We start from the raw sequence: 18,760 nt of genomic DNA on the forward strand, positions 1-18,760 counted from the left end.
CATCCTAAACAAAAGGGGAGAATCCGCTAAGTAGATTCTTCCCTTTTGTTCAGGATGATTTTTTTTAAAGCTTTCCTTCTAAGAAAACTCTCATTGAACATATCTGGAAATTATTTTCCCTTCGATTAGAAGCACTTAACTAATGTGTATAAATTTTGATTAGATTTTAATTGATCCATTCATCAATCAGCGCTTTTATTTGCTATTTTTAATTGTTAGACCTGTCTAACATCACGCTATTTAAAAGAGCATGTTTCCTGCATTTTATTAATCACCATAATCATAATTAACAGAAATGAGTAAGATCACAGTAAAAGACGGAACCGAGATTTATTACAAGGATTGGGGAACAGGGCAACCACTTTTTTTTCATCATGGCTGGCCTTTATCCGGAGATGATTGGGATGCACAAATGATGTTTTTCCTGAAAAAGGGATACCGGGTGATTGCCCATGATCGCCGCGGGCACGGAAGATCAAGCCAGGTTTCAGAAGGGCACAATATGGATACCTATGCCGCTGATGTGGCTGCGGTAACCGAAGCGCTTGACCTGAGAGATGCCGTACATATTGGTCACTCAACCGGCGGTGGCGAAGCCATTCATTATGCTGCTAATTTGGGTAAAGGTCGCGTAGCTAAAGTGGTGCTCATAAGCGCGGTTACGCCGATCATGGTGCAATCTGACACCAATCCGGATGGCGTGCCCATGGCTATATTTGATGAAATACGTGAGGGCACGGCATTTAACCGGGCCCAATATTTTGAAGATTTTACCATCCCGTTTTACGGTTATAACCGTGAAGGCGCAAAAATATCCCAGGGGATCAGGGATAATTGGTGGCGCCAGGGAATGATGGGCGGGGTAAAAGCGCATCATGATGGTATTAAGGCTTTTTCCGAAACAGATTTTACAGAAGACCTTAAAAGTGTAGATATTCCGGTGCTTGTTTTGCATGGTGAGGATGATCAGATCGTTCCATTCCCTATATCAGGTGCAAAAGCAATAAAACTTTTAAAAAACGGAAAGTTGATTTCATATCCAGGCTTCCCTCATGGAATGCCGGCAACAGAAGCTGCAACTATAAACAAAGATCTTTTGGCGTTTATCCAATCGTAAATAAAAAAGTTATTTTTGTTAAATATAAAAAGCTGTCAATAGTAAATGATTGACAGCTTTTTTAATTCTTTCACATCACAATTCACAACGAGCTTCTCACCATTACATGAAACGGTACCGCGAAGTGTTCGTGGCAGTTACTCAGGGCAAATTCTGCGGCTTTGCTGCCCATCAGCTTAAAGTCAGTTGATATGGTGGTGATACCATCCAGGATGATCTCCTTAAGGGCGGTTTCATTATAAGATATAACGCCCACGTCCTGAGCTACTTTCAAATCAGACGCGATGATCTTTTTGATCAGTTCAACCAGGTCGTCCTCGGTCAGGCTGATATAGACCGTTTGCGGCTGGATGGTTTCTGCCGATAAGGAATCGACTACAGCATATTCAAAAGCATATTGGCGGCAAAAATTTAAAAAACCCTTCATGATCTCTTTAGAGTGATAGGTTTTGCCCGGAAATATCAGCTTAATGGTATGGTAATTAGTTAGCTTATCCATGAGCTTTTTCAGGGCTTCGTACACGTCAGTAGCAAAGTTTTCATATATCGCCGCGAACTTTCCGCTTACTCCGGGTACCAGGTTATCCAGCAGAATCAGTTTATCCTTGGGGATGGTATTGATAATCTCGTGTGCTTTGGCTTCATTATCCAGGAAATGCGGGATAATAATATACTTGGCATAATCATTTTGGGCGCTTTCGGTAATGATCTTCTTGAAAAAATGGAAGTCGTTATTGTAGATGTAGAAGTCGACCGTAGCTTTTTCGCCAATGGTATCCACAAAAGCGTCGTAAATGATCTTTTTATGCGCGCTCAGTTTATTGAACAGCAGGAATATTTTGATCGGTTTTTGAAAATCGGTATTGGAGATAAAGAAACCCTTGCCCGGTACCGAACTTACAATGCCTTTATCTTTCAATTCCTTGTAAACCCGCTCAATGGTATTGCGCGAGGTATCCAGCGCAAAACTCAGATCATTGATAGAGGGAAGCATATCATCCTTAACAATATCACCGCTTTCGATACCCCGGATAATGGCATTGGATAGCTGCAGATATTTGGGCGTGATAGAGTACTCATCTATCGATAATATTTTCAGATAATTCTTCACAGTTTATTATTGGATCAGTACAAATGTACTATTACACAACCGCATTTTATTCATGAAAAAGATGGTAGGGGATAGTTCGAAAATGTATATATTTATGTTGTTATAACCAATTAACAACCTCCGGTACAACCAATTACCGGAACCCTGAAAACTTAATTAAACTATTCCCCTATGGTATTAAATTTACTTAACCCAAAGTTTCTTCTTTTATCGTTTTTTTTAATTGTGGTGTTTGCCGGTGGCGTTCAGGCCCAGGATCCATATCAGGCATACCGGCAGGATTGGCTCAAAAAGGCAGAAGATAATAAACCCAAACTTATCGAGACAGAAAAGCAACCTATTGGCCTGGTACGTATGGAGAAAGACCCAGCAGCTTTCCAGGGTTGGAAAGCTGTGCCTGCGGATAGTGTAGGCAAGTTGTATAACACTTCGTTCAAAACGCAAAACGGCGTTGTGGTTGATTTTGGCGAACATGTAACCGGGTACCTGACCTTCTTCATAAAATCGCTCAAAGGAACGCCCGATGGCCCTGTGAGGCTAAAATTTACCTTTGGTGAAGTACCCGCAGAACTATCTGTACCTTTTGATCCTTACAAAGGAACCCTGAGCCGGGCCTGGCTGCAAGACGAAACCGTTACTGTTACCGAAATGCCCGCAGAGGTTACCATACCACGCCGCCTTTCAGGACGATATGCAAAGATCGAACTGTTGGGCGCTTCGCCTAATTTTGATTTCCATATCAGTAATATAGTGTTTAAGGCAAGTTCGTCTGTAGCCTTTAAACCACCACTTCTGGCCGCCACTACACCCCAACTTATAGCCGACATTGACCGTGTAGGACTCGCCACCTTAAAAGAATGCATGCAAACTGTATATGAGGATGGCCCCAAACGCGATAGGCGACTTTGGATAGGCGATCTGTACCTGGAATCATTAGCCGGTCAGTTTTCTTACCAAAACAACCAACTCACCAAGCGCTGCCTTTATCTGCTGGCTGGTTTATCTGCCGATGATGGCATTCTGCTCGCCAATGTATTTGAAAACCCCGAACCCCATGCCCAGGCACGGAGCCGCTTACTGGATTACTGCCTGTTGTACAATGTGGCGCTAAAAGAATATGTTACAGCCACGGATGATAGGCAAACCGGACTTGACCTATGGCCTGTTGCCAAAAAGCAGCTGGATATCATCCGTAAATACGCCGGTGCCGATGGTATGATGAATTATCAAAAGGCCGGTAAGGAGTGGTGGGTGTTTTTTGACTGGCAGGACGGCCTGGACAAACAAGCCTGTTTGCAGGGACTATCTATTTATACCCTGAACCAAACCTACACGCTGGCGAAGTTATTGGGCAAGGAAAACGAAGTGGATGACATACAATCTTTAGCCAAAAAGTTAAAGGCCGCTGCCTATAAAAACCTTTATGATCCAAAATCGGGCTTGTTTGTGAGCGGTACAAATAAACAGATCTCCTATGGTTCACAAGCCTGGATGATATTGAGCGGGGTGGCTTCCAAACAGGAAGCACAAGCGGCTTTAAAAGCGCTAACCACTGTTAAGGATGCGGTACATCCCGGGGCACCTTATATGTTTCATTACTATATAGCCGCTCTTATTGAAAGTGGTTTAAAGTCTGAGGCAAAGGATGAGCTGCAAAATTATTGGGGCGGGATGGTTAAAAAAGGAGCTGACACTTTTTGGGAAGTGTATGATCCGAAGGATGAGCTGAAATCGCCGTATAATTTTTACCCGGTAAACAGTTATTGTCATGCCTGGAGCTGCACCCCGGTTTACTTTATCCGAAAGTATCCGGAGATATTTCAGCGCTAGACTGCTGATTTTTCTTTTTGTCATTCTGAGCGCAGCGAAGAATCTATTCTTAGACGTGCATGACGACTATTAGATTCTTCGCTGCGCTCAGAATGACAGGTTTAAGAGAAATTAATGTTCTTCAACAGTTTCATTGCCTTTCTTCTTAAAACTATAATACAAATATCCCAACGCCGGGAGTATGAATAGGCTGCCTATAAGCAAACCTACGCCCAGGTCGTCGATAGATTTGCCTGTGGCGTGATCGGTAAGCAGCGACATGGAACTGCCATCCTTAAAGATCACAAAACGGGGGAAACGGGTATGGCCAACCGAAATGAGGATCATGCTTACCTGGAACGCGGCCAGCACCCTGATCCATTGTTTGTTCTTTTTGTCGGAGATAATAAACCATAATAATACCAGCGATAGCGTAGCGGCGATAACAGCCGTCAGACTCAGTAGGTTACCAAATATCCAGTCGGCCAGGTGCACATGTTCTACATACGACGCCAGGAATACCAATGCGCCCAGTATCACGGCAGCTATGTTCATGGCTTTGGCTTTTTTGATAAAGCGTTTCACGTCATATACTTCGGGGCATTCGCCAATGAGGTAAATGGCAGCCAGGAAGCCGCAGAGGGCTACGGTGAAAAGTCCGACCGAAACCGAGAACCAGTTCAACCAGCTGAAAATATAGACACCTGCAAATGTTTTTGCTGTGGGGTCTATCTGGCCGGATAGGGCACTACCCGCGATGATGCCCAGGAACATGGGCGTAACAAAGCTGGAGTAAACAAATATATGATTGTAAAAGCCCTGCGTTTTCTCGTCCTTAATGGCATCATAATTCCGGAAAGCGAATGCCGTTCCGCGGGCTGTGATACCCAATAGCATAATGAGCAGGGGGATGTGCAGGTAAACGCACATTTCGCTGTAAATAGTAGGGAAACCCACAAACAGGATCACTACGGTAATGATGAGCCACATGTGGTTAGCCTCCCATATGGGACCGATAGCCTGGTAGCTGGTTTTGCGGGTACGGTGTTTATTATCATTGGAGGTAAAAAGCTCGATGATACCCGCGCCAAAATCGGCCCCGCCTAACAGAAAGTACAGCGTAATGGCGGCAAATAAAAACAAAATAACTACGTACAACATATCTTTATGGGCTTAACGGTCATACAATTCGGGCACCATTTGTATTTGTCTTTTCAGCAGGAAAATAACAAATACACTCAGCGTAAAATAAATAAAGGTAAACAGGTAAAAGGAGTACTGGATACCCGGCATCGGCGTAACCGCCTCGCTGGTACGCATAACCCCTTGTATTATCCAGGGTTGGCGGCCCACTTCTGTCACCGTCCATCCGGCTTCCAGGGCGATAAAACCGGCAGGCGTAGCCCAGATAAACATTTTCAGGAACCAGCCTTTAGTAAACCAGTCCTTCTTTTTCCATAAGGCAATAAAATACAATACCCCGATCAGCATCATCAGCATACCAAAACCAACCATGATCTGGAATGCATAGTGCGTAACGGCTACAGGAGGCTGGTTTTTAACAGGGATCTTATCCAGGCCATTAACCGGTTCCTTGAAATTATCATGCACCAGGAAGCTCAGTAAACCAGGTATCTCTATCCCATAATTTACTTTTTTAGCCGCTGTATCCGGTATGCCGCCGATAACCAAAGGTGCATAGCTTTGTGTATGGAAATAAGCCTCCATGGCGGCCAGTTTGGCGGGTTGCCTTTTGGCGGCGCCCTTGGCAGATATATCACCGCTTAAAGGCTGTAAAATGGCTGCCGCGGCACCAAATATAATGGCTATTTTAAAGGCTTTGCTATGAAAATGCACATTACGCTTGCGATAGATCATGAGGGCATGGATACCCGCAACCGCGAAACCCGTGGCTGAGAACGCGGCGATGGTCATGTGAAGCGACTCAGAGAACCAGGCCTCATTAAACATGGCTTTCAATGGGTCGATATTAAGGTATTTGCCATTTACGAAATCGAAACCAGAGGGACTGTTCATCCAGGAATTGGCCGATACTACGAGTATGCCCGATGCTATACCGCTGATGCCTACTACAATGCCCGTAACCCAATGGAACCAGGCATTGAGCCGGTTCCAGCCGTAAAGGAAAAAGCCGAGGGCTATAGCCTCGATAAAAAAGGCTACCCCTTCGAGCGAAAAGGGCATACCGAATATGGGGCCTGCATGTTTCATAAAACCCGGCCAAAGGAGGCCCAGCTCAAAGGATAACATAGTGCCCGAAACAGCGCCTGTAGCAAAAAATATAGCTACTCCTTTACTCCAGGCTACGGTAATGTTTTTGTAAACCGGATCGTGGGTTTTGATCCATTTGTAGTGCGATATGGCCATAAAAACGGGCATCACCATACCGATGCAGGAGTATATGATATGAAAACCTAACGATAAGGCCATCTGCGACCTTGCTGCAATAAAATCATCCATATGCGTAATACTAAATAATGGCTGAATTTAAAGCTATAATGTAACAAAATCGTGAAGATTTACTAATTGATATTAAATATAAAATATACTTTTTAAGTGTAATTGGTTGGATTAGTGCGTAAAATTTAGTAAACCTCACCTAGCCCTCTCCTTTGGAGAGGGCTTTTGATTAGCATAGTGCCCCATAAAAGCACCTAACTGAATTAGTAGGATTTTAAAAGTCGACCCTTTGGGGAGATTTAGAAGGGTGTTTACCCGTTCCGTTTCGTCGATCCCCTGATGATCAATTCCGGTTTGATGCTGATGATCTTTGGTTTGGTGGTGGTATCGTTATTGCCTATTTCCTGAAAAAACAAATTGGCCACGGTATTGCCCATATAAATACTAAACTGATCGATAGTGGTTATGGACGGACTGGTAATCTCCGAAAAGCTTTCATTAGCGTAACCGCATATACCCAGCTCCGATGGTACTTTGATACCCATGGCGTTGGCCACGTCCAATACACCTAATGCCGAGAAATCGGATGTGGAGGCAAATATGGCATCCGGTGGCTGGGGCAGGCTCAGCAGTTTGCGGGTTCCCAGGGCGCCCAGTTCTTTTGTCCATGCATTTTCCACAATCAATTCCTCTATTACGGGTACATTGTATGCCTTGAATGCTTTCAGGTAGCCTTCCTTACGTTGTTTAAAAATGCTCAGATTTTGAGGTCCTTCCAGCAGGGCTATTCTTTTATAACCACCTTCAATGAGGTGGGATACCGCTTCGTATGAGGCCTGAACATTATCATTGATCACCTTGAGGGTTTCCAGCTCTTCGGCCACACGGTCAAACTGGATAAGCTGAATGCCATGATCCAACACATTTTGCAGGTGCTGGTAATCATTACCATCGGCCGATACTGATATCACGATACAATCTACATGCTGATTGATGAGCGTATTGACACACTGCACCTCCTTGTCGTGATCTTCGTCCGATTGACAAATAATCAGGTTATAGCCTTTCTGATAGGTGATTTCTTCGATACCAGCAATCACGTTCGAGAAAAAATTCTGGTTAATGCGGGGTATCACTACGCCAATGGTTTTTGACTGACCCTTACGCAGGTTAGAGGCCAGCGTGTTCCGCTTATAATTGAGCTCGTCGGCTGTTTTAATGATCAGCTCCTTGGTTTTTTCGTTCACCTGGCTGCTGTTATTCAGTGCCCGGGAAACGGAAGAAGCGGTAATGCCCAGTTTTTCGGCAATATCATAAATGGTGGTACGTTTTACTTTCTTCATTACAAAGTGCAAGTTGGAAAAAATATTTTACGCAATCGATTGTAATTTTAAATATTTATTTAATTTCGTCTCGTTAAGTTACCAAAAAATAAACACACCCTAATTATTCACGTCATAACCATCTAAAAGTATGTTGCTATTAGGCATCGATATAGGTACGTCTTCGGTTAAGGTGAGCGTTGTTGAGGCGGCCACCCAAAAAATATTGGCCTCGGCGCAATACCCGGATGAAGAATCGCCCATTAAAGCTTTATACCCAGGCTGGGCCGAACAATCGCCGCAAATGTGGTGGGAGCAGGCGCAGCAGTCCCTGGAACGCTGCCATGCAAAAAATGCCTACAACCCGGCAGATATTGCCGCCATTGGTATTGCCTACCAAATGCACGGCCTAGTGCTGGTTGATAAAGATCAAAATGTATTGCGCGATAGCATTATCTGGTGCGATAGCCGTGCCGTTGAAATTGGCGATAAAGCTTTTGCCGCCATAGGAGAGGAGTATTCTTTATCGCACCTGCTCAATTCGCCCGGTAACTTTACGGCATCTAAACTGGCCTGGGTAAAGGAAAATGAGCCCGAGATCTACAGTAAGATAGATAAGATCATGCTTCCCGGCGATTATATCGCTATGAAACTTACTGGCGAGATCACCACTTCGGTATCGGCATTATCGGAGGGTGTATTTTTTGATTTCAAAGCTAATGGTATTTCTAAAGAGATCATCAATTATTTTGGTTTTGATGAAAGTCTTTTCCCGGTGATCAATCCTGTATTTTCTTCGCATGGCACCTTATCGGCCGCTGTGGCAGAAAAACTGAAATTGAAAGTTGGTATTCCGGTAGCTTATAAATCGGGTGATCAACCTAATAATGCCCTGTCCTTAAATGTGCGTAATCCGGGTGAGGTGGCAGCTACAGCAGGTACTTCGGGCGTGATATATGGTGTGAGCGACGAACTAACCTATGATCAGCAATCGCGTATCAACACTTTTGCCCATGTTAATTATGCCGAAGAGCAAAAACGCCTGGGTGTGTTGTTGTGTATCAATGGCACAGGCAGCCTATATCGCTGGGCCAAATACAATTTTGGGACAGGACTAAACTATACCCAAATGAACAACGAGGCCAAAAAAGCACCGCTGGGCAGTGATGGCTTACAGATATTACCTTTTGGCAACGGTGCCGAACGCATGCTGAACAACAAACAGGTAGGCGCCCACATCCAAAATATCGACCTGAACCTGCATACACAAGCACATATTTTCCGTGCAGTGCAGGAAGGCATTGCCAGCGCGTTTCGTTATGGCCTGGATATCATGCGCAGCAACGGCATGAATCCAACGGTTATCCGCGCGGGCAAAAGCAACTTGTTCCTGAGCGAACTGTTCACGGAAACATTTGTCAACGCCACCAGCGTACCCGTAGAACTGTATAATAACGATGGTAGCGTGGGGGCAGCCTTAGGCGCTGGTATCGGTGCAGGCATATACAAATCGCCAGCTGAAGCTTTCAGCAATGCCAAAGCTATACAATTGATTGAACCCTCAACCCAACAATTTGAACCCATTTACCAGGAATGGAAGGAACTATTAAGCTTAAAGCTGAAGGCATAAAGCCAAAAGCTAAAAAAGAAAAATTCGGTAAATCAATAATTCAGTAAATCGATAACTAATAACTCACTAATTCACTAAATCAGTAATTCAATAATTAAAAAAATATGAGCATCGTAACCGGAGAAAAACAGTTTTTTAAAGAGATAGGACAGATCAAATATGAAGGAACGCAATCGGATAATCCGCTGGCATTCCGTTGGTATGATGCGGATAGGGTAGTGGCCGGTAAAACCATGAAAGATCATCTGCGTTTTGCCTGCGCGTACTGGCATTCGTTCTGCGGTACCGGTGCCGATCCGTTCGGCGGTCCGACCCACGTATTTCCATGGGATGAAAAAGCCGACGCGGTTGAGCGTGCTAAAGATAAAATGGACGCCGCTTTTGAGTTCATCACCAAAATGAACCTGCCGTACTACTGCTTCCATGATGTGGATGTGGTTGATTATGGTAACGACGTAAATGAAAACGACAGACGTTTACAAGCTTTGGTGGAGTATGCCAAACAAAAACAAGCCGCAAGCGGCGTAAAACTGCTTTGGGGTACCTCAAACCTGTTCAGCCATAAGCGTTATATGAACGGTGCTTCTACCAATCCCGATTTTCATGTACTGGCTCATGCAGGCGCACAGGTTAAGGCTGCTATTGATGCGACTATTGCTTTAGGTGGTGAGAACTATGTTTTCTGGGGTGGTCGTGAAGGTTATATGAGCCTGCTGAACACGGATATGAAACGCGAGCAGGAGCATTTTGCCCGTTTTTTACATACCGCTAAAGATTATGCCCGTAAACAAGGCTTTAAAGGAACTTTCTTTATCGAACCAAAACCTTGTGAGCCAACCAAGCACCAATATGATTTTGATGCGGCTACGGTATTGGGCTTTTTGCAGAAATACGACCTGATCAACGATTTTAAACTGAACCTGGAAGTTAACCATGCTACATTGGCTGGGCATACTTTCCAGCATGAACTGCAGGTGGCTGCCGATTCGGGTTTGTTAGGTTCGATAGATGCCAATAGGGGTGATAACCAGAACGGCTGGGATACCGATCAATTCCCGAATGATATTAATGAGGTAACCGAATGTATGCTGATCATCCTGGAAGCAGGCGGTTTCCAGGGCGGTGGTATCAACTTCGACGCAAAGATCCGTCGTAACTCAACCGATCCGGCTGATTTGTTCTACGCGCATATTGGTGGTATGGACATTTTTGCACGGGCTTTAGTTACTGCTGATAACATTTTGCAAAAATCAGACTATAAAAAGATCCGCAAAGAAAGATATGCTTCATTCGATACCGGTTCTGGTAACGATTTTGAAACAGGAAAGCTGTCTTTAGAGGATTTGCGTAACTATGCCATTGCTAATGGTGAGCCTAAAACCATCAGCGGCAAACAAGAATATTTAGAAAATTTGATAAATCGCTATATATAGTTTATAATTGTCAATCTAACATATTAAAACCAACTTAACCAAAACAATGAACCTGAAAACCCTCTCGATCGGCGATTATGCTGTATTCTTGATCTACTTTGTATTAGTCGCCGGCTATGGCTGGTGGGTATATAAGCGTAAACACAACGCCGATGCCACTTCAAAAGATTACTTTTTGGCCGAAGGGTCACTGACCTGGTGGGCTATCGGTGCATCGCTGATCGCTTCCAATATATCTGCCGAGCAGTTTATCGGAACCAGCGGATCGGCATTCAAGATGGGTTTGGCCATATCAACTTACGAGTGGATGGCAGCAATTACACTGATCATTGTAGCGGTATTTTTTATCCCGGTATATCTTAAAAACAAGATATTCACCATGCCGCAGTTTCTGCACCAGCGGTATAACGGTACGGTGGCTATGGTAATGGCCATATTCTGGCTGTTGCTGTACATCGTAGTTAACCTGATGTCGATATTGTATCTGGGCGCTTTGGCTATCAGCGGTATATCTGGTCTGGATATCCATTTGTGTATCTGGTTGCTGGCTATATTCGCGGTGATCATTACCCTGGGCGGTATGAAGGTAATTGGTTACACCGATGTTATACAGGTTGCTGTATTGATACTGGGAGGGTTGGTTGCAACTTACCTTGCGCTTAATAAACTAAGCACTTTTACCAATACACCTGGAATTATAAGCGGCTTTAAATCGATGTATAGCGAGGCGAATGATCACTTCCACATGATCTTCAAAAAGGATAACGCTAACTATATGGATTTGCCGGGTTTAACCGTGTTAATTGGCGGTATGTGGATCACCAACCTTAACTATTGGGGCTGTAACCAGTACATTACGCAAAGGGCATTGGGCGCAAATCTTAAAACAGCCCGTGGCGGTATCTTATTCGCCGCATTCCTGAAATTACTGATGCCTGTTATCGTAGTATTGCCCGGTATCGCGGCTTATGTACTTTATCAAAAAGGTATGTTTCACCAGGAAATGCTGAGTGCATCTGGTGTAACCGACCCTAATAAGGCTTACCCTTCTTTACTAAACCTGTTACCAAGTGGCTTAAAGGGACTTTCTTTTGCCGCTTTAACGGCAGCAATCGTGGCTTCCCTGGCTGGTAAAGCAAATAGTATTGCCACCATATTTACATTGGATATCTACAAAAAAGCCATTAACCCGGCAGCTGATGATAAAAAATTAGTGAACTTGGGTAAATGGTCGGTAGTGGTAGCTATGTTTTTGGGTATACTTTTATCAGAGGTGATCGGTAACGCCTTAATGGGCGAAGGCAAACAAGGCTTCCAGTACATTCAGGAATATACCGGTTTCGTATCTCCGGGTATATTTGCCATGTTTATTCTGGGTTTCTTCTGGAAAAAAGCGACATCAAACGCGGCTATGTTCGCTACTATTGGCGGCTTTATCATGTCGTGCTTCTTTAAACTGTTACCGCGTTTTGCCGATCTGAGCTTCCTGTCGCCTTATGGCTTCTCGAAACTGGCCCTGCAGGACGATAAGGTTACCAAGCTTTATGAGATACCGTTCCTTGACCGTATGGGTTTTGTATTTGTTATTTGCGTTGTAGGTATGTATATCATCTCAAAAATTGACGGCGCCCGCGGTGTTAAAACCAATGGCCTGGAAATTGATGGATCGATGTTTAAAACATCCCGTGCGTTTACTGCTGGCGCTTTGATAGTTACAGGTATTGTAATAGCGCTTTACTCTATCTTCTGGTAGAAATTATTTTTCAACATATGGTAAAAGGCGGTGGATCAGATGATCTGCCGCCTTTTGTGCTTAAATAGTTTTATTAATAGCTAAAACGTTATATAATTTAGTTAAGGGTTAAATGTATCTTGCCAATAAGCCGCATCCGAAAACGTTTGCGTGGATTTGTTTTGATTAACCGTTCCAACTTGTACAAAATGATGTGTAATTTGCCGGTCACAACAAACCTTTTATATACGATACCATCAATCCATGGTTAATAATTTAGAACAAACATTTCGCTGGTTTGGGCCTTCCGATCCGGTTACATTAACAGCTATCAGGCAAACTGGTGCTACGGGCATAGTTACATCGCTTTATCACATCCCGGTTGGCGAGGTGTGGAGTTTAGACGAGATCAACCAACGCAAAAATATTATTGAAGATGCCGGGCTTACCTGGTCGGTAGTAGAGAGCGTTAATATTCACGAGAGTATCAAAACAGCCTCGACCGATAGAGATAAATACATTGCGAACTATGTAAGTACGTTGAAAAACCTTTCGCTGGCAGGTATCAATATTGTATGTTACAATTTTATGCCGGTGCTTGATTGGACACGTACCGATCTGGATTTCCTGTTACCCAACAAAGGAACCGCGCTGAGGTACGATGCCAAAGCACTGGCCGCTTTTGACCTGTATATCCTGGAACGTGAAGGTGCCGAAAATGATTTTACTGCCGAACAACAGCAAGCTGCAAGAACATATTTAGACAGCATCAGCGCCGAAGAAAAAGCCCAACTGATCGATAACCTGATGGCTGGTTTACCGGGTACCAATAAAGTATTAACTATCCCGGAGTTTAAAGAGCATTTAAAACGCTACGCCAATACTGATGCTGTTGCATTGAAAGCCAATTTGGGTTATTTCCTGAAGGGCATTATTCCCGGCGCCGAAGCAGCCGGAGTGAAAATGTGTATCCACCCGGACGACCCGCCGTTCCCGATACTGGGATTACCACGTGTGGTTTCCACAGAACAGGATCTGGTGGATGTGGTTAATTTTAGCCCATCGACAAGTAATGGCCTAACCTTTTGTAGTGGTTCATTGGGTGCCAGACCTGATAACGACCTGCCAGGCATCGTAGAAAGGTTAGGCGAGCATATCCACTTTTTGCATTTACGCAATGTACAGCGCGAGGATGATGGCAGCTTTTACGAGGCGGAGCATTTGAACGGCAGTACAGATATGTACGCCGTGATGAAAAATATTGTTTTAGAACAGCAAAAACGCCAGCAACAAGGCCGCGCAGATGTGGCTATACCCATGCGCCCGGATCATGGTCATAAACTGCTGGACGATTTTAATTATAAAACCTATCACGGCTATTCGGCCATTGGCAGGTTAAAAGGGCTTGCCGAACTGAGGGGATTGGAAATGGGAGTAAAACGCTCATTGTTCGATAAAGCATAATTTATAGCCTCACCCCGCCCTCTCCAAAGGAGATGGTTCGAAAGTGAAGTTAAAGTCCTCTCCTTTGGAGAGGATTTAGGTGAGGTTAAATAAGGTATAATTATAAACTTAAAAAGCAGTTTACCTGCTTAGCTACTAATGAAGAATTTTTTAGATCAGGATTTTTTATTAAATACCAAAACGGCGCAGCGCCTGTACCATGAATATGCCAGCCAGCTGCCTATTATTGATTATCACTGTCACTTACCGCCCGACCAGATAGCCCAGGATATTAATTTTAATAACCTCACGCATGCCTGGCTTTACGGTGATCATTACAAATGGCGGGCTATGCGGGCCAATGGTGTTAATGAAGCTTATATCACCGGTAATAAAAGCGACCAGGAAAAGTTTGCAAAATGGGCCGAAACAGTGCCTTACACTTTGCGTAATCCATTATATCACTGGACACACCTGGAATTACAGCGCTATTTCGGTATCCATGACCTGCTTTCACCGGCAACTGCTCAGCAGATATATGATGAGTGTAATGCCAAACTGAAAACTCCTGAATTCAGCATCCGCAATATCCTGAAAGGAAAGAATGTGGAAGTGGTTTGTACTACGGATGATCCGCTGGATAATCTGGCCTTTCATCAGCAGATCAAAAAAGATGGTTTCGAAATAAAAGTACTTCCGGCTTTCAGACCAGATAAAGCGATGAATGCTGATGATCTGAACGCGCTGAATCAATATATCGATCAATTGCAAGCGGTTAGTAATGTTGATATTTCAAACTTTGACGATTATTTAAAAGCTTTGAAGATCCGTCATGATTATTTCGCGGCTAATGGCTGCACATTGTCAGACCATGGTTTATCGCATATTGATGCTGATGATTATACTGATGCTGAAATAGCCACGATTTTTTTAAAGATCAGGAGTAAAAAAGTTTTATTACCATTGGAGATATCCAAGTTTAAATCGGCTATGCTGTACCAATTTGCTTTGTGGGATCATGAAAAAGGTTGGGTGCAGCAATATCACCTGGGTGCATTGCGTAACAACAATACCCGTGGCTTAGCCAATTCCGGCCCGGATACAGGCTGGGACTCCATTGGCGATTTTAAGCAAGGTGTTACCTTATCCAAGTTTCTAAACCGGCTTGATGCTGATAATAGGCTGGCGAAAACGATATTGTACAACTTAAATCCATCAGATAATGAGTTGTTTGCCGCGATGACGGGTAACTTTAACGATGGTTCCGTTGCCGGTAAGGTGCAGTTCGGTTCGGCATGGTGGTTTTTGGATCAAAAGGATGGGATGATCAAACAACTGAACGCGCTGTCAAACATCGGCCTGGTAAGCAGGATGGTGGGTATGCTTACAGATTCGCGCAGCTTTTTATCCTTCCCAAGGCACGAGTATTTCCGCCGCCTGGTTTGTAACCTGTTTGCCGAAGATATAGAGAATGGCGAACTGCCAAACGATATAGAATGGACTGGCAAGATAGTGCAGGACATTTGCTATTATAACGCTAAAAACTACTTTAATTTCGATAAGCAGTAATGAGTAATTCTTTCAATAACGGATCAGCTAAAGGCAATATACTTTCGTTTGGCGAATTGCTACTCCGGATATGCCCGGACGCGGGTGGCGAATGGCTGCACGAAAACCAGTTGCCATTTTTTGTAGGCGGTGCCGAGCTGAATGTGGCTACTGCTTTAGCTTTATGGGGGCTGCCATCGGCTTATTTTACGGCTTTGCCCGATAATGCTTTATCCACACAGATCCTGGATTACCTGCAGGATAAAAATGTGGATACAATGCCGGTTTATAAGGGTGGCGATAGGATAGGGCTGTACTATTTAACCCGCGGAAAAGATATCAAGAACAATGCGCTGATCTATGACCGGGCTAATTCGGCCTTTGCCGGTTTAAAACCCGGACAGGTGGATTGGGATAAGGTGCTTGATGGCGTAAGCTGGTTTCACTTTAGCGCTATCTGCCCGGCTATTAGTCAGGATGTGGCTGATGTTTGCGCCGAGGTGCTGGAAGCGGCATCTGCACGAAACATCACCATATCGGTCGACCTTAACTATAGGGCGCGCCTTTGGCAATACGGTAAACAACCTATCGACGTAATGCCACAACTGGTAAAATATGCCGACCTGATCATGGGCAACATCTGGGCTGCCGAACGGATGCTGGGCATACCGGTTGAACCCAATGTAACCGAATCGGGTCAAAAAAGTATTTACCTGAAGGAGGCTCAAAAATCGTCGGAAACCATTATCGCGCAATTTCCAAAATGTAAAGCCGTAGCCAATACATTCCGTTTTGATGCTGGAGAGGGGATAAACTACTACACGGCTTTGTACGATGGTGATAAACTGCACAGCTCCAAACAGTATGATACCGATAAGGTGGTAGATAAGGTGGGCAGCGGCGATTGTTTTATGGCTGGCCTCATCTATGGCTTTTACAGTGATCTTGATCCGTTGGAGACACTGGAATTTGCCACCTCAGCTGCCTATCAGAAATTATTTATAGAAGGTGATGCAACCCATAAAACGGTTCAACAAATCATAAACGCTATTAAACCATGAGCAAAAAAGATATTGTACTGAATGCCATATTAAACCAGGGATCATTGCCACTCTTCTTTTATGAAGATGCGCAAGTAAGCCTGGAGATAACCCGAACCTTGTACAGGGCGGGCATTAGGGTATTTGAATATACCAACCGCGGCACCGCGGCATTGGCCAATTTTATTGTGCTGAAAAAGGCGCAGCAGGAAGAAATGCCCGATCTGCAATTGGGTATTGGTACCATAAAAACCGCTGCCGAAGCAACCGCTTTTATAGCTGCCGGAGCCGATTTTATTGTAGCGCCGGTAATCAACCCCGAAGTAGGGGCTATAGCCAAACAACATGATCTGTTATGGATTCCCGGGTGTATGACGCCGACCGAAATTAATACCGCCCAGCAACATGGCGCGGCATTGATTAAGCTGTTTCCAGCTAATATTTTGGGGCCAGAGTTTATGTCGTCTATCAAAGATCTGTTTGCAGGTCAGTTATTCATGCCAACAGGTGGGGTTGACTTGAATATCGACAGCATCAGTACCTGGTTCAAAGCCGGTGTTTGCGCGGTGGGCATGGGAAGTAAGCTCATCAGCAAAAAAGTACTGGACGACCGCTTGTATGAGCAACTTTACGCAGACACTATCAAACTCGGTGAACTGGTGTCAAGTATCAAGTAAATAACAATGTAGTATCAAGTAGCGAGTATCACGATTTAAATGCTTTGTAGATATATACCAAAGAGTGTCTTGATACTTGATACTCGCTACTTGATACTAATAGAACAACAACCAATTAAAAACCAATCATAATGAAAGAAACTAAAGTTGGGAATTACAGATGGGTCATATGCTCGCTGGTTTTTTTTGCCACTACGGTAAATTACCTGGACAGGGCAGTGATCAGTCTTTTAAAATCCGATCTGACCAAGGAATTCAACTGGAACGACGGAGATTATGCCAATATTGAAATAGCATTTAAAATAGCCTACTCTTTGGGCCTGCTGGCAGCCGGAGGTTTTATTGACAAGGTAGGCACCAAGCTGGGTTACTTTTTATCAACCCTTTTTTGGAGCATCTCTGCAGTGTGCCACGCTTTTGTGGGCAGCACCTTTGGCTTTGGCGTTGTACGTTCGGCTTTAGGTATCAGCGAGGCGGGGAATTTTCCGGCAGCTATTAAAACAGTAGCCGAATGGTTCCCGAAAAAGGAGCGGGCATTTGCCACCGGGATCTTCAACTCCGGATCAAATATCGGCGCTATTGTAGCTCCTTTAACTGTACCTTTTATCGCGGTAACCTGGGGCTGGCGCTGGGCGTTTATCGTTACGGGTTCTATTGGTTTTATATGGTTGGTGCTTTGGTACCTGTTTTATGAAACACCTGCCAAACATAAAAAAGTGACCCAGGCCGAGCTCGATTACATCAACAGCGACCAGGAAATTTTGGGTCAGAAAGAGGAAGTAGTAGCAGGCAAAAAGATATCCTGGGGCAAACTGTTAACGTTTAAACAAACCTGGGCGTTTGTGATCGGTAAGTTTTTAACCGACCCTATCTGGTGGTTTTATTTATTTTGGCTGCCCGATTTTTTGGAGAGCCAGTATAATTTAAAAGGTACGGCAATAGCCATTCCTGTGGCATTGGTTTATACCATGTCTACATTCGGCAGTATTGGTGGTGGCTGGATACCTATGCGCTTGATCAGGAACAACTGGCCGGTATTTAAAGCCCGCAAAACTTCCATGTTTATCTACGCCTTATTCGTGATCCCTATTGTGTTTGCACAGGTATTGGGAGGTATTAATATGTGGCTGGCAGTAATTGTGATCGGCATCGCTGCATCCGCTCACCAGGCCTGGAGCGCCAATATCTTCACTACAGTATCTGATATGTTCCCAAAAAGATCAGTTGGATCGGTAACCGGTATTGGCGGCATGTTTGGTTCAATTGGTGGTGTATTTTTATCACTATTGGTACAAAAAAACCTGTTTGTACATTACAGGGCAATTCACCAGATAGAAACTGCTTATTATATCATGTTTGTGGTTTGCGGCAGCGCCTATATACTGGCCTGGTTTATTATGCACCTGCTTGTGCCTAAAATGAAGCCCATCAACTTATAAAATACATACATTGATCAACTAAAAAAGCCCCTGTAAAG

14 protein-coding genes are annotated in these 18,760 nt (G+C 44.1%); 10 read left to right on the forward strand and 4 right to left on the reverse strand.

Annotated elements, in window-relative coordinates:
• The first annotated feature begins 295 nt into the window (after positions 1–295).
• Positions 296–1,117 (forward strand): alpha/beta fold hydrolase, encoded by an 822-nt coding sequence (locus FHW89_RS00475; RefSeq protein WP_172333052.1) that lies wholly within the window; start codon positions 296–298, stop codon positions 1,115–1,117.
• An 82-nt stretch (positions 1,118–1,199) separates the two neighbouring features.
• Here the strand turns inward: FHW89_RS00475 and FHW89_RS00480 are convergent, their stop codons facing one another.
• Positions 1,200–2,228, reverse strand: a complete 1,029-nt coding sequence (locus FHW89_RS00480) for a GntR family transcriptional regulator (RefSeq protein WP_172333053.1) — start codon at positions 2,226–2,228, stop codon at positions 1,200–1,202.
• Between the two features lie 171 nt (positions 2,229–2,399).
• On the opposite strand from FHW89_RS00480, the gene FHW89_RS00485 reads away from it, so the two are divergent.
• On the forward strand, positions 2,400–4,058 hold the full coding sequence (locus FHW89_RS00485) for a glycoside hydrolase (RefSeq protein WP_172333054.1): 1,659 nt from the start codon (positions 2,400–2,402) through the stop codon (positions 4,056–4,058).
• Between the two features lie 111 nt (positions 4,059–4,169).
• Here the strand turns inward: FHW89_RS00485 and FHW89_RS00490 are convergent, their stop codons facing one another.
• The 3 genes from FHW89_RS00490 to FHW89_RS00500 all read right to left on the reverse strand — a co-directional run bounded on the left by FHW89_RS00490 (position 4,170) and on the right by FHW89_RS00500 (position 7,801).
• Complete coding sequence (locus FHW89_RS00490) at positions 4,170–5,198, reverse strand: cytochrome d ubiquinol oxidase subunit II (protein WP_172333055.1); 1,029 nt, start codon at positions 5,196–5,198, stop codon at positions 4,170–4,172.
• A 12-nt stretch (positions 5,199–5,210) separates the two neighbouring features.
• A complete protein-coding gene (locus FHW89_RS00495; protein ID WP_172333056.1) occupies positions 5,211–6,518 on the reverse strand; it encodes a cytochrome ubiquinol oxidase subunit I in 1,308 nt (435 codons plus the stop codon).
• Between the two features lie 251 nt (positions 6,519–6,769).
• Complete coding sequence (locus tag FHW89_RS00500) at positions 6,770–7,801, reverse strand: LacI family DNA-binding transcriptional regulator (protein ID WP_172333057.1); 1,032 nt, start codon at positions 7,799–7,801, stop codon at positions 6,770–6,772.
• Between the two features lie 130 nt (positions 7,802–7,931).
• Between FHW89_RS00500 and FHW89_RS00505 the strand changes: the two genes are divergently transcribed.
• The 8 genes from FHW89_RS00505 (at position 7,932) to FHW89_RS00540 (ending at position 18,722) form a co-directional block, all read left to right on the forward strand.
• Positions 7,932–9,410, forward strand: a complete 1,479-nt coding sequence (locus tag FHW89_RS00505) for a xylulokinase (protein WP_172333058.1) — start codon at positions 7,932–7,934, stop codon at positions 9,408–9,410.
• Between the two features lie 104 nt (positions 9,411–9,514).
• A complete protein-coding gene (gene xylA, locus FHW89_RS00510; protein WP_172333059.1) occupies positions 9,515–10,843 on the forward strand; it encodes a xylose isomerase in 1,329 nt (442 codons plus the stop codon).
• A gap of 52 nt (positions 10,844–10,895) precedes the next feature.
• Positions 10,896–12,596 carry a sodium/sugar symporter gene (locus FHW89_RS00515; protein ID WP_172333783.1) on the forward strand — a complete coding sequence of 567 codons (1,701 nt, stop codon included), beginning with the start codon at positions 10,896–10,898 and terminating at the stop codon, positions 12,594–12,596.
• Between the two features lie 243 nt (positions 12,597–12,839).
• Entirely contained in the window at positions 12,840–14,039 is a 1,200-nt protein-coding gene (gene uxuA / locus FHW89_RS00520; protein WP_172333060.1) for a mannonate dehydratase, read from the forward strand.
• A 138-nt stretch (positions 14,040–14,177) separates the two neighbouring features.
• On the forward strand, positions 14,178–15,587 hold the full coding sequence (gene uxaC / locus FHW89_RS00525) for a glucuronate isomerase (protein WP_172333061.1): 1,410 nt from the start codon (positions 14,178–14,180) through the stop codon (positions 15,585–15,587).
• The gene (locus tag FHW89_RS00530; RefSeq protein ID WP_172333062.1) at positions 15,587–16,627 is read left to right on the forward strand and encodes a sugar kinase; all 1,041 of its coding nucleotides are present in this window, start codon (positions 15,587–15,589) and stop codon (positions 16,625–16,627) included. The genes uxaC and FHW89_RS00530 overlap by 1 nt, the downstream gene beginning before the upstream one ends.
• Entirely contained in the window at positions 16,624–17,283 is a 660-nt protein-coding gene (locus FHW89_RS00535) for a bifunctional 4-hydroxy-2-oxoglutarate aldolase/2-dehydro-3-deoxy-phosphogluconate aldolase (protein ID WP_172333063.1), read from the forward strand. The genes FHW89_RS00530 and FHW89_RS00535 overlap by 4 nt, the downstream gene beginning before the upstream one ends.
• 131 nt (positions 17,284–17,414) lie before the next feature.
• Complete coding sequence (locus FHW89_RS00540; protein WP_172333064.1) at positions 17,415–18,722, forward strand: MFS transporter; 1,308 nt, start codon at positions 17,415–17,417, stop codon at positions 18,720–18,722.
• Positions 18,723–18,760 lie beyond the last annotated feature (38 nt).

This window comes from Mucilaginibacter sp. SG564 (assembly GCF_013149275.1).
Classification (GTDB): domain Bacteria; phylum Bacteroidota; class Bacteroidia; order Sphingobacteriales; family Sphingobacteriaceae; genus Mucilaginibacter.

Coding starts and splice junctions, on each gene's coding strand:
- xylA (WP_172333059.1), top strand. CDS start 9,515: ATGAGCATCGTAACCGGAGAAAAACAGTTTTTTAAAGAGATAGGACAG.
- FHW89_RS00495 (WP_172333056.1), bottom strand. CDS start 6,518: ATGGATGATTTTATTGCAGCAAGGTCGCAGATGGCCTTATCGTTAGGT.
- FHW89_RS00475 (WP_172333052.1), top strand. CDS start 296: ATGAGTAAGATCACAGTAAAAGACGGAACCGAGATTTATTACAAGGAT.
- FHW89_RS00540 (WP_172333064.1), top strand. CDS start 17,415: ATGAAAGAAACTAAAGTTGGGAATTACAGATGGGTCATATGCTCGCTG.
- uxaC (WP_172333061.1), top strand. CDS start 14,178: ATGAAGAATTTTTTAGATCAGGATTTTTTATTAAATACCAAAACGGCG.
- FHW89_RS00535 (WP_172333063.1), top strand. CDS start 16,624: ATGAGCAAAAAAGATATTGTACTGAATGCCATATTAAACCAGGGATCA.
- uxuA (WP_172333060.1), top strand. CDS start 12,840: ATGGTTAATAATTTAGAACAAACATTTCGCTGGTTTGGGCCTTCCGAT.
- FHW89_RS00505 (WP_172333058.1), top strand. CDS start 7,932: ATGTTGCTATTAGGCATCGATATAGGTACGTCTTCGGTTAAGGTGAGC.
- FHW89_RS00485 (WP_172333054.1), top strand. CDS start 2,400: ATGGTATTAAATTTACTTAACCCAAAGTTTCTTCTTTTATCGTTTTTT.
- FHW89_RS00500 (WP_172333057.1), bottom strand. CDS start 7,801: ATGAAGAAAGTAAAACGTACCACCATTTATGATATTGCCGAAAAACTG.
- FHW89_RS00530 (WP_172333062.1), top strand. CDS start 15,587: ATGAGTAATTCTTTCAATAACGGATCAGCTAAAGGCAATATACTTTCG.
- FHW89_RS00490 (WP_172333055.1), bottom strand. CDS start 5,198: ATGTTGTACGTAGTTATTTTGTTTTTATTTGCCGCCATTACGCTGTAC.